Annotated in this window: 5 protein-coding genes and 1 pseudogene; 2 read left to right on the forward strand and 4 right to left on the reverse strand. The window is 47.9% G+C overall.

Annotated features, from left to right (window positions below):
* Window positions 1-69: 69 nt before the first annotated feature.
* Window positions 70-4,740: a glutamate synthase large subunit gene (gene gltB / locus PLE7327_RS20355; protein ID WP_015145655.1), complete on the reverse strand. Its 4,671-nt coding sequence runs from the start codon at window positions 4,738-4,740 to the stop codon at window positions 70-72.
* Between the two features lie 673 nt (window positions 4,741-5,413).
* On the opposite strand from gltB, the gene PLE7327_RS20360 reads away from it, so the two are divergent.
* On the forward strand, window positions 5,414-7,513 hold the full coding sequence (locus tag PLE7327_RS20360; protein WP_015145656.1) for a phosphodiester glycosidase family protein: 2,100 nt from the start codon (window positions 5,414-5,416) through the stop codon (window positions 7,511-7,513).
* Window positions 7,514-7,515: 2 nt separating this feature from the next.
* Here PLE7327_RS20360 and PLE7327_RS20365 read toward each other — a convergent pair whose 3' ends face one another.
* The 3 genes from PLE7327_RS20365 to PLE7327_RS20375 form a co-directional block, all read right to left on the reverse strand.
* Window positions 7,516-8,223 (reverse strand): tetratricopeptide repeat protein, encoded by a 708-nt coding sequence (locus PLE7327_RS20365; RefSeq protein WP_015145657.1) that lies wholly within the window; start codon window positions 8,221-8,223, stop codon window positions 7,516-7,518.
* 169 nt (window positions 8,224-8,392) lie between these two features.
* Window positions 8,393-9,277, reverse strand: a complete 885-nt coding sequence (locus tag PLE7327_RS20370; RefSeq protein WP_015145658.1) for a hypothetical protein — start codon at window positions 9,275-9,277, stop codon at window positions 8,393-8,395.
* 253 nt (window positions 9,278-9,530) lie between these two features.
* Entirely contained in the window at window positions 9,531-10,238 is a 708-nt protein-coding gene (locus PLE7327_RS20375) for a GUN4 domain-containing protein (RefSeq protein WP_015145659.1), read from the reverse strand.
* A 464-nt stretch (window positions 10,239-10,702) separates the two neighbouring features.
* On the opposite strand from PLE7327_RS20375, the pseudogene PLE7327_RS20380 reads away from it, so the two are divergent.
* Window positions 10,703-12,916 (forward strand): annotated as a pseudogene (locus tag PLE7327_RS20380) (ribonucleoside-diphosphate reductase subunit alpha); the annotation flags it as partial.
* Window positions 12,917-12,918 lie beyond the last annotated feature (2 nt).

A 12,918-nucleotide genomic window follows, 5' to 3' on the forward strand; every position in this document is an offset into this window, starting at 1 on the left:
AGTTGATGATTGAAATGCGATCGCACAAAACTAAAAGACAGGAGAAAAATCTCCTGCCTTTGCTAAATTTTACTGAACCGAAGTAAGTGTCTTTTCTTGCTCAACTACCGCTTCAGGATTGGTTTCTGGCGCGTTGGCTTCCGATGGGGGAACGACTTGCCAGAATTTGCCAAGATAGGACTCCCAATTGTCGAGAATCGCCTTACCTTTAGGGCTGCCCGTCTTTTCGACGTGAGCCTCGATTAGCCCTTTCAACAATTCTTCACCAGCAGGCGTACAGATCCGTTGAATTTTAACAATGTCTTTATTGACTTTTTCTGGGAAAGATCCATCCTCATCGAGGAAGTATGCTAAGCCTCCCGTCATGCCAGCCCCAACGTTGCGACCGACCGAACCGAGGACGACCACTACGCCACCCGTCATGTATTCGCAACAGTGATCGCCTGCCCCTTCGATAACAGCTTTTGCGAGGGAGTTACGGACTGCAAATCGTTCTCCTGCGCGACCGTTGGCATAGAGTACGCCGCCTGTTGCTCCGTAGAGGCAAGTATTGCCGATAATGACGTTTTCTGAAGCATCGAAAGTAGCTTCCTTCGGAGGCACGATCGCGATTTCGCCGCCGTGCATTCCTTTACCGACGTAATCATTAGCTTCTCCTTCTAACAATAGCTTCATGCCAGGTAAGTTGAAAGCCCCGAAGCTTTGACCCGCAGAACCCTTGAATTTTAGGGTAATTTCCCCTTCAAAGCCGTTATTGCCGTATTGTTTGGCGATCGCTCCGGCAATTCTTGCGCCTACAGTGCGATCGGTGTTAACGATCGCGATTTCCTTGGTGATAACGCCTTGGTTTTGGATGGCTGCGGCTATTTCAGGATCTGCCAGCAAGCGATCGTCGAGAACGTCGCCGTTGCTATGGACTTCTTCGTGGTTTAACCAACTGCGGTTTTCCCGAACGTTGGGAAGATTGAGCAAGCAATCGAGATTGAGTGCCTGGGTTTTAGTTAATTTAGCTCCTTCTCTCATTTCCAATAAGTCGGTGCGACCGATAATTTCGTCCAAACGACGATAGCCTAGACGCGCCAGCAGCGATCGCACTTCTTGGGCGATGAAGTAAAAGAAATTGACTACGTGCTCTGGTATGCCAGTAAACCGCGCTCTCAAGCGTTCCTGTTGAGTAGCAACCCCTACCGGACAGTTATTAGTATGGCAGATCCTCGCCATAATGCAGCCTTCGGCAATCATGGAAATCGAGCCGAAGCCAAATTCTTCTGCACCCATCAAAGCTGCCATAACGACATCCCAACCCGTTTTCAACCCGCCATCTGCTCGCAGAATCACGCGATCGCGCAATTGATTTTCCAGCAGCACGCGATGAACTTCTGTCACGCCCAATTCCCAAGGACCGCCAGCGTGCTTGATTGAACTCAATGGAGATGCTCCCGTACCGCCGTCGTGACCGGAAATTTGAATGATATCTGCATTTGCCTTAGCAACGCCAGCCGCTACCGTACCGATGCCGATTTCAGCAACCAGCTTGACCGATACTTGCGCTTTCGGGTTGATCTGATGCAGGTCGAAGATTAGCTGCGCCAAGTCCTCAATTGAGTAGATATCGTGGTGGGGCGGCGGAGAAATCAAGTCAACTCCGGGTTTAGAACGCCGCAACATGGCGATGTAGGGGCTGACTTTCTTGCCGGGTAACTGACCGCCTTCTCCAGGCTTCGCGCCTTGGGCAATCTTAATTTCTAGTTGCTTGGCGCTCATTAAATATTCGGGGGTAACTCCAAAGCGTCCAGAGGCGATCTGTTTGATAGCAGAACTCGCCGTATCGCCGTTGCGAAGTCCCTTCAGGTGGGGCAATGTGGGAGAATTGCCGTTTTCGTCTACATCGTCGAGAATCTTGAAGCGGATGGGATCTTCGCCGCCTTCTCCCGAATTGGATTTGCCGCCGAGACGGTTCATCGCGATCGCTAGGATTTCGTGTGCTTCTCGCGACAGTGCCCCCAATGACATGCCGCCCGTGCAGAAGCGCTTGACAATCGATTCGATGGATTCGACTTCTTCGATGGGAATAGAAGCGCGATCGGGTTGGAAATCCAATAAATCTCGCAGCGCCGTCACCGGACGGTCTGCCAGGTATTTTTGGTAGACTTCGTAGTGGTCGTAAGCTTCCTTGTTATCAGAAGAGCCGTTGCTTTCGCCTTTGTAGGCTGCAACTGCCTTATGCAGCGCCTTTGCCATCTCTGGGGAGTTCATGTGATATTCTCCGCCGGGACGGTAGTTGACAAAACCGTAATTTTCTAATTTCTTGAGCGTTAGGTTAGGAAAGGCTTGTCTGTGGAAGGAAATGACTTCTTGCGCTAATTCTTCTACGCTCAAGCCGCCAACTCGACTGGTAGTTCCCCTAAACGCCAGATCGATTAATTTGCCTCCCAAACCGATCGCTTCAAAGATTTGCGCTCCATGGTAGGACGAGAGGAGCGAAATTCCCATTTTGGAGAGAATCTTCAACAAGCCAGCTTCTACCGCCTTGCGATAGCGTTTGAGAGCTGTTTCTAACGTAATGGTTTCTAGCTTGCCATTCGCCATCATCTTTTGCGTTTTTAAGTCGTTCCGCCAATGGCGCACGGATTCTAGGGCAAGGTAGGGACAGACTGCCGACGCGCCGTAGCCGATTAAACAAGCAAAGTGGTGGGTACTCCAACACTGGGCGGTATCTACAATCAATGAGGCGCTCAAGCGCAGCCCTTCTCGAATCAGATGATGGTGTACTGCTCCCACTGCTAGCAGGGGAGGAATATAGCTTTGGGTTTCATCAATGGTACGTCCGTTAGCGCGATCGCTCAGAATCAGAATTTCTGCTCCCGAACGAACGGCTTGGGCAGCTTCGTCGCACAGCCGCCGCAAAGCGATTTCTAACCCGCTTGGTCCGTTGGCGATTTCAAATAAAGTCGATAGTTCTACCGTGGCAAACTCGGAGGCTTTAATGGCTGCAAACTCGGTTTCGTTGAGAATGGGGGTTTCCAGTTTCAGGAGACGAGCGGCTTCTGGACTGGGAGCGAGCAGATTGCCCCGTTTGCCCAACAGCACCTCTAACGACATGACTAAGCTTTCCCGCAGGGGATCGATAGGCGGATTGGTGACTTGAGCAAAGCGCTGTTTGAAATAGTCGTAGAGTAAGCGGGGTTTACTCGATAGCACTGCCAAGGGAGTATCGTCTCCCATACAGAAGGTGGGTTCTTTGCCTTGACTTGCCATCGGCTCGATAATCATCTCGACATCTTCTGCCGTATAGCCAAAAGCCGTCTGATAGCGCAGTAAAGCTGCGTCGTCTTCTATCTGGAGCTTTTCGCAGAAGGATTGCACTCCGACTTCTTGGCGAAAAGCATTTACCCACTCGCCGTAGGGATGCTGTTTGGCAATGCGCTGCTTGATCTCCCAATTTTTCAGAATTTCTTGGGTTTCTAAATTCACTGCGATCGCTTCTCCGGGACCCAAGCGCCCTTTCTCGACAATCTCCGCCTCTGGAAGGGAAACGACTCCCGCTTCGGAGGCGACGACGACGTAGCCATCTTTGGTGATGCTGTAACGAGCGGGGCGCAAACCGTTGCGATCCAAGCAGGCACCAACGGTCTTACCATCGCTAAAGACGAGCAAAGCGGGTCCATCCCAGGGCTCTTGCAGTCCGCTGTAGTAGCGATAAAACTCGACGATTTCTGGATGGTTCTTTAAATCGGGTTGGTTTTGGTAGGCTTCCGGCACCAGGATCGTCGCTGCTTCTAGGGGGCTGCGTCCGGTACGCACCAACAGCTCCATCGCGCTATCCAGGTTGTAGGAGTCGCTGTTATCGATGTTAACGATGGGCGTGAGCGCGTCGAGTTGCTCTGCCGTCCATCCCGGCACTTCTAGATTCATTTCCCGTGCTGCCATCCAGTTGATATTGCCTAGCAGGGTGTTGATCTCGCCGTTATGCCCCAATAACCGCATTGGCTGAGCAAGGGGCCATTTGGGCATGGTGTTGGTGCTGAAGCGGCGGTGGTAGACGGCAAACTGACTTTGATAGTTAGGATCTTTTAAGTCGAGATAAAACTCTCCCAGGACTGCTGCTCTCACCATGCCTTTGTAGACGATCGTGCGGCAGGAAAACGAGCAAATATAAAAATCGTCGGCTAATTTTTTTCCGACTCGCGATCGCGCTACGTAGAGAACCTTATCTAATGCATCTCCAGCTAAGTTATTGGGAGATGTCACCATAATTTGCGCGATATAAGGCTGATTTTCCCGCGCTTGCACCCCTAGCACTTCCGGACGCACGGGAACTTCTCGCCATCCCAGTACGGTTAATTTTTCGGCTTTGACTGCCTCTTCTACATCAGCCATCGCCTCCGCTCGTCTGGAGGGTTCTTGAGGCAAAAACACCATCCCTACGCCCAGACGTTCTGCTATCGGCATGGAAAGATGATTGGCTCTAAACCAGCCCTCAAATAGTTGCAGCGGCAGGGCAGTCATTATACCCGAACCATCGCCCGAATCGTTATCTGCACTGCACGCTCCCCGATGCTCCATACAGCCTAATGCCGATAGGGCTTGTTCGATTAGTGCGTGACTGCCTCGACCTTTAACGTCGGCGATAAAGCCAACTCCGCAAGCATCCCGTTCCTCCGTTAGCCATCTGGGGCCGAGATAAGGCATTTCCCGTTCGGGTTGGTGAGTTGATTGACTGCGATTCTCTCTATTCATTCTCTTTCCACGATCTGTGCTGGTTTAAGGTAAGGTATTGATATTATTGGTTAGCTTAAAAATGGCTGCTGCTGGCAAATTCCGGTTGACAAATACGAGATTTGGATCCGATTATGAGGGAAACAAAATTAAGCTTGATTAAGTTTGTTTATTTAGTCTAAATATTAGGATATCCTGTTTGCGTTTTCGAGCAGAACGTCCTAAGTGTATTTGCCCTTAACCCAAACAATTCGCCATTAACTGTACGATCGATTGCGAATTAGATTGCCCCGTCTATGTGCCCAACTTAGCCGCGACGGAATTGCTCAACAATCGTTAACAACTGCTGAGTTTTAAAGAATAACCTTTTGGCTTTATCGAAGTGAAGCAACTGGCGTTCTCCAAGATATCTGGTAAATCTTGGCGGATAGGTGAATTTTCTCCGCTTAGTAATAATCAATATTATAAGAAATATTGAATTTTAACAATCTCCAGTTCGAGTTGGTGTTATTTTAATTAGCTTAGGCTTGCTACTACCATCAAGCCAGCAATAGCAATCGCGATCGCCCGTTCGAGTCAGAGAGATCGAAACGAAAAAGTCATCAATCCATGATGTATTACAATCATTTTTGTGCGATCGCAGCGCGATCGGAATAAAAATTAAATTCTTAAAAAGTAACTTGAGGGCGTATCCGTGACTGACTCAATTTGGAAATCAGTAGGCTTCTTTTCTTTTTCTCTACTCGCGACGCTAGTTGTCTACTCCTTCTCAGTTGGCTCGTCGGCTGAAACAGAAGGCGATCGCCCTCAGAAGTTAGATGTAGGGGAGAGTTTGGAAATCCGCTCGCCTAGAAGTCAGGAGGATTTCAAGGCAGAGAACAAGGGTCGCTACACCGCCCCGCCAATTCGCGAAACGCCCGTACAGAAATTAGAAGCTGTTCGAGTGTCTTCTGCCATCCCTCAAACCAATACTTCTGTTAACGCAGAACTTATCACAATTGAGCATTCAAAATTCAGAATTCTGAATTCTTTAATCGCTCAAACTCCCTCTTCCGATTCCCAAGCAAGTCGGGAAATCTCTCTCAACGGACGCAGATTTCCGATCGCTTGGACGCAATGGAACGAAAATGGTTCGGTTCGCACAGCTATTACCGATACTGGCGCCATGCAAGCCTTGGGAGTAGAACTCCTCAGTACCAACAGATCGGACGTACAGCCCGTACTTTGGTTCCCAGTCGATCCCAAGCGACCGATTTCTCTTGGAGCAAAATTTATTAGCCCGTACCGCTACCTCGATATTACCGAGCTAGTCAATCGAGCAGGCGGTCAATTGCAAGTAGCAGGCAACGTTCTCAACATCGACTTTCCCCAACCGCAGATCCTCAATATTCGTCAAGGCAATCAAACTTGGGGCAAGCGCCTGGTTATCGATTTGGATCGTCCGGTTTTCTGGCAAGTCAGTCAAGCCCCCAAGCAAGGAGCCGTGATAATTGAAGGCATGGCAACTCCCGAACTATTAGCCCAATTTCAACCATCGCCTACAGCCGACGATGCCATTCAGGCAACCGATGAGGACGATATGGGCAGCGGCGCTCCCTCGCCTGCACCCACTAAGCTTGACGAGCAGCTATTTTCCTTGCAAAGTGATGGCAAAATTACCAAGTTACTGATCGACTTGCCAACGGCTCATGGCGTGCAAGTATTTAGCCTAGCCAATCCCAACCGATTAGTCGTCGATATCCGTCCCGATGTCATGAAGCAGCGAGATATTGTCTGGGCACCGGGAGTTATTTGGCGACAGCGGTTTGTCAGGCTCGATCGCAGCTATTTTCCAGTAAATTGGTTGGAGATCGACCCGCGATCGCCGGGAATCTCCCTCAAACCTATTACCAGCAATCCCAATACCTTAGAAGGCATTGCTCCCCTCGTAATGACTGCTCGTTCTTGGCAGGCAACGGCGGCAATTAACGGCGGCTTCTTTAACCGCGATAGCAAGCTGCCGCTGGGGGCAATTCGTCAGGATAACCGTTGGCTATCGAGTCCCATCCTCAACCGAGGCGCGATCGCATGGAATGACAAAGGACAGGTTAAAATCGGTCGTCTCGCATTTCGAGAAATGCTAACGACATCGACGGGAGAGCGTCTGCCGATTCTCTTGCTCAATAGCGGCTACGTAGACGCGGGAATGGCTCGCTATACGTCTGAGTGGGGAGCGAATTACAAAACTCTGACAGATAACGAGACAATCGTTGTCGTACAAAATAACCGCGTTACCCAACAGCTACAGGCAGGATTGGCTGGAAAAGATGCATTTGCCATCCCCACGGATGGTTATTTATTGGCAATTCGCAAAAATGGCGCACCTGCTTCCGTCTTGCTCGTCGGCACGCAAGTGACGCTGGAGAGCAGCACATTTCCTGCCGACTTTGCTAGTTACCCTCACGTGTTAGGGGCGGGCCCTCTTTTAATCCAAAACAGTCGCATCGTCCTCAACGCCGCCTTGGAACGATTCAGCACGGGTTTCCAAAAACAAATGGCTTCTCGCAGCGCGATCGCGACGAGCGCTCGGGGTACGTTAATTATTGCCACGGTTCACAACCGCGTTGGCGGACGAGGGGCAACCCTTAGCGAGCTGGCTCAGATTATGCAAAAGTTAGGAGCAGTCGATGCCCTCAATCTCGATGGAGGCAGTTCGACATCTTTATTGCTAGGCGGTCAATCGATCGATCGCTCTCCCGTTACTGCCGCTCGCGTTCATAATGGAATTGGGATTTTCCTGTCTACTTCGCCATAAACTCATCGAATTTTTGCATCTTTTTGCTTCAGCGAGGCAAGCCGATTTTGTACGGCTTGATAGGCTTCTGTGTTTCCCTGTTGCTTGAAAATCTCGGCGGCTTGCTTAAAATCGAGGATAGCACCTTCTCGATTGCCTAAATCCCAACGAGCGAGGGCACGATTGTAATAAGCTTCCGCATATTCTGGATTGCTAGCAATAACTTGAGAAAGTTCAAAGTCAGCGCCTTTGCTGTCTCCTGTATTCAAATAGACGAGACCCAAAGTATTATGGGCAAAGGGTTCGTTAGGATTCAGTTTAAGTGCTGCCCGAGCATCGGCGATCGCGTTTTTGTAATCTCCCGATTGTAAGTAGATATTGGCTCGGTTAACGTAAGCCTCGATAAAGTTGGGATCGAGTTTCAAGGCTCTAGTAAAATCGGCGATCGCTTTCTCGGCTTCTCCCAATTGACTGTAGGCAAAACCTCGGTTGAAATAAGCGTCTGCATCATTACTATTAATTTTCAGGGCTTTGGTAAAGTCTTCGCTTGCTCCTTTATAGTCGCCGCCTTGGGTTTTTTCGATTCCCCGTTGGACTAGCTCTACGGAATTGACTTGGATAAGCTGACTATTAGTCTGCCCGGTTTCGCTAGGCGATAGAAAGGTACAGGCACTTGCCAGACCAACCAGAATAGCCGTCAGACCTAGCAAAGGAGTGGAATAGGTAGACATGTTCGATTTTCTAGAAAGGAGATGTTTTAAGGACGCAGGGGAGATAGGAAAAAAGAAATAATTAACTACTCCTCAATCCAAAATCCAAAATCCAAAAACTGGTCAATCCAACTCACAATTGCCAATCAACAATTGTGAATTATCAATTGCGAATTGCGAATTGTTTTAGTCACTGGTCATTGGTTGGTGTCAGCCAGAGGGCTAAGTTTTTGACATAGCATTGAATATCTGCCAAAGCCTGCGGTTCTTTTTGCATTCCTTCGCCAGGAGGCTCGTCTACAAAGCTAGGACAGCCTTTGCTGATATCCCAATTGTAGTCTACGAAATGATGGAATGTTGATTGAGCGACAACCCGTCCCGATCCATCGACTCTTTCTGCGGCGACAGCTAGATTGAACTCTCGTCCGGTTACTTGACTTTTTCCCGTCGCGATTACCCGTGCGTGTTTGGCATTGGCAGGAACGCCAATGCCACCTTCATGGGGATGGGCAGGGAAAAATTGAATCGTTCCCGTTGGAGAGGCCGGATTTTTTAGAAGGTCGTGCAGGGGTTCGACGGGTTGGATCGTCTGATAATCTCCGTTGCGCCCAGAGTGGTAGTTGGGCCAGGAAATATAGGTCGTATAGCAGTCGTCGCTACGGCAGCGAGACTCGTCTGGGTCAATTTGCTGAGTATGAAAGTAGTGAAAACAACCGATGTTATCGAGACCGCACATTGAGATGCCCATATCTTGGTGGTCGCGCGTCGCGAGAATGCCGCCGCCCCGTTGATGAAAGCGAGCAATTCCGGTTAGGTCTCGATCGCTCAGACCGCCTCCTACGTCTAGGGCAAATAACCAGAGTTCGTCAAAATCTTGGCGATCGAGATCGCTGAGCACGGGATCGTTTCCTTGGGCATCGGGCTGGCGATCGCGTGCCGTCACCTGACACAGCGAGTTTCCCCGCTCGTCGGTTAGAGAAGTTAGATAGTCGCTCAGCAACTGAAAGCGCGCGATCGTCCAATCGTCTTCTTTAGTAGACAATAGAGTTGTTTGCAGTAGGATGCGAATAGACATGATTCATGGAAGTCGATAGAGACAGGATTCAGTATTTAGTAATCAGTTAACTGCTAACAGTTAATCGTTAATTTCTCCACAATCGATGCAGATCCTTGTACCCACAGGGTCAAAGGAACCGATCGCTGATTCAGTCAGCTTTTTAATTTACTAGCGCATCATGGGTGAAAAATCGGAAAAATCTTTGTTTTAAATTTAAAAAATATACAATTTAAATTTATAATGACGACAAGCAGCCGAAAAGATAGACTCGTTACAAATCACATGCCATTAGACGAGCTAGAAAATAGTTAGTCATTTTTGAGCCATAGGGGGAATTCCACCACCGCGAAGGATGACAACCAACGGGAGCGTTCGGAGAGTAGTCAAGCTTATCGCATTTTCTCCAGCGATTATTTTCGCGCCAGCCAACTCGCTCGCCTAATTTTTCTATGAGTTTTCGATCTTGTTCTAGAGTAGTTTCCAGATTGCCGCCTAAAGTTTGGTAAATGCCTAGCTGTATACTAAAACCAAAGCGTTTTTGACTGTACCTGAGCCAGAGCAGATCGATAGTCGCGATCGCGTTACAAGGAAAATTCCTGATATCCTCTGGGGTTAGTTCTTCTATCGGCTTACCCGCCACATCGAGAATGACATTAACAGTTTCTTTATCCGCCTCGAACCAATTTCCAGAAGCCAAGTCTTGTTGCAGTTTTCCATAGCGGTGTACGTCGGACACCAGCATTAGTCTCTCTTCTAGCTGAGACACTTGCTCGGACAAGCTTGAGATTTGCTCTGGGTACGGCTTAATTTCTGCTAATTGACTGCTCAGTTGACTCAATTGGCTTTGAATTTCTGATAACTGCGGCGGTTGAACGTTCTCCTCATTAGTTGGATTAGACATATTTAAGCCTCTGGAGTGTTCTGTTTTTTCGGTTGGCTTAAGCCATGCTTGTATTGACACTTCAATCATAAGACTCATTGCCTGAGTTCGAGAGTTCGAGCGAGTTCTTCAAACATAAGTTTGTAGAGATGCGATTCGAGCGCGTCGGTGAGGAATTGTCCGTCTCCGATTAAGAATTACGAATTTGAAAGTCGTAATTTTAGTTGCCTCGCAAGGCTTTCAGGTATAGTTTTTATGCAATTTAAATTTTTATATCCTTAAATTTCACCGACTTGACTACTCGCGATCCCGAATTATCATTTATGATATGAATCCATATATGGAGTTTTCTATCTGGAAGACCACCATATCTGTGGTTTAATACTAAGATACTAAGAAGCGTATTAGTTTAGCGTTTGCGTATCTCAATCGTCGAGTTATTTGTAGAATTACCTAGACTTATGCAACAGTCCTTATCGACTACAATTTCCAATACCACCGACCGACGCAATCAGTTCGCTTCTTGTGCCGTCGGTAACGGGCACTCGCCACATGCTAGCGACATACAGGTCATCAGACGAGATGGTTCGAGGACTTCCCTAAATATTGCCAAAATTCGTGCCGTGGTCGATTGGGCTTGTGCTGGAGTTGAGGTCAATCCCATTGCTCTGGAAGCTGGATTAAAAACTCGCTTGCGCAACGGCATTACGACGAGAGAGATTCAGGACAATCTGATTAACTGCGCCTTAGAAATGTGCAGCCCCGAAGAACCAGACTGGCGCTACGTGGCGGGAAGACTTCACATCTGGAGTTTGTGGAAAGATACCCAAGTCAGTCGCGGCTATCAATATGGCGACTACAAACAGACCGTTCGAACGATGGTTGCGGCAAAGAAATACGACGAGAGAATCTTGACCTATTCGTCTAAAGAATTACAGGAAGCTGGAAGCTGGATTAATCCCGATTGGGATACCGATTATGATTATGCTGGGGCAGTTTTGCTGACCAGTCGCTATCTCTTACCAGACGAGTTACCTCAAGAAGCCTTGCTGACTTGCGCCCTGCTGTTAGCTACGATTGAAGCGCCAGAAAATCGCCTCATTTGGGCGAGGAGATTTTATGAGGCGATCGCGTCTCGGAAAATTTCCCTTGCTACCCCTATTCTGGCAAATTTGAGAGTTCCTGGCGGTTCTTTGACCAGTTGTTTTATTCTTTCTATTGACGACAATTTAGAGAGTATTTTTGCCGAGATTACCAACACTGCCAGAATCTCGAAAAATGGCGGTGGTGTAGGCGTGAACGTCAGCCGCATTCGCGCTACCGGAAGCTGGGTGATGGGCAAGGCAAATGCCTCTGGCGGTGTAATTCCTTGGATTAAGTTACTTAATGATACTGCGATCGCGGTCAATCAAGGCGGTCGTCGGGCGGGTGCGGTTACAGTTAGTTTAGACGTATGGCACTTCGATGTCCCCGAATTTCTAGAAATGCAAACCGAAAACGGGGATCGGCGTCGCAAGGCTTACGATATTTTCCCGCAATTAGTCTTTCCCGATGAGTTTATGCGTCGGGTAGTCAATAAAGAAGAATGGACGCTAGTCGATCCTTATGAAATTCGTACCAACTTAGGCATAGAACTTGCCGAATTGTGGGGAGAAGAATTTGAGCGTGCCTATCGACTCATCGAAGCAAAATTAGATAAAGAAATTACACTCTACAAGCGAGTTAATGCCCGCGAATTATTTAAAACTATCATGCGATCGCAGGTAGAAACGGGAATGCCCTACCTAGCTTTCAAAGATACCATCAATCGGGCAAATCCGAACAAGCATGAGGGCTATATTCCGGGAGTAAATTTGTGCACCGAGAGTTTTTCCAACGTAGCGCCAGGAACGGAAGCGCACTGTTGTAATTTAGTCAGTCTTAATCTAGCCAATATCGAAGACGACGAACTCGATCGCGTTTGCAATATAGCCGTGAGAATGTTAGATAATACTATCGACATCACCAATCCTCCCTTCGATGCGGCAAAAAATCACAATAATAAATACCGCACTATCGGAGTGGGTTGTATGGGATTAGCTGACTGGTTGGCAAAGCATCGCCTCTCTTACGCCAACTTGCCAGAAATTAGCGATCTCTTTGAAGAAATTGGCTATTGGTGTACGCAAACTTCGATGGAATTAGCTAAAGAAAGAGGCGCATACGATGCTTTTGAAGGCAGCGAATGGAGTCAAGGGAAATTAATTGGGGCGAAACCCATAGAATGGTTCCTAGAAAATGCGAATCATAAAGAAAGATGGGTGCAACTTTCTCAAGATATTCAAAAATATGGCATTCGCAATTCTCATATTACCGCGATCGCACCGAATACTTCTTCATCTTTAGTACAGGGTTGTACGGCAAGCATTCTTCCCGTCTATAGTCGTTTTTTCTATGACAAATGGGCAAAAGGAACTGTTCCCGTTGCCCCTCCATTTATTAATAATTACTTCTGGTTTTATCCAGAAAATAAAACCATCGATCAAAAAATTGTTGTCAAAGCAGTCGCAACAATACAGCAATGGATCGATACGGGAATATCCATGGAATTGTTATTCAATCTCAATCAAGGCGTTTATTTTCCCGACGAACCCAATCGCGCGATCGCAGCTAAAGATATCTTTGAAACATTAGTAATGGCATGGCAACAAGGGTGTAAAGCCATCTATTATATCCGCACCGTACAAAAAGATGGTTTTAAAGAGTCAGAAAATAATTGTACGGCGTGTGCGAATTAATA

Origin of the sequence: Pleurocapsa sp. PCC 7327 (assembly GCF_000317025.1) — a bacterium.
Taxonomy (GTDB): domain Bacteria; phylum Cyanobacteriota; class Cyanobacteriia; order Cyanobacteriales; family Microcystaceae; genus Hydrococcus.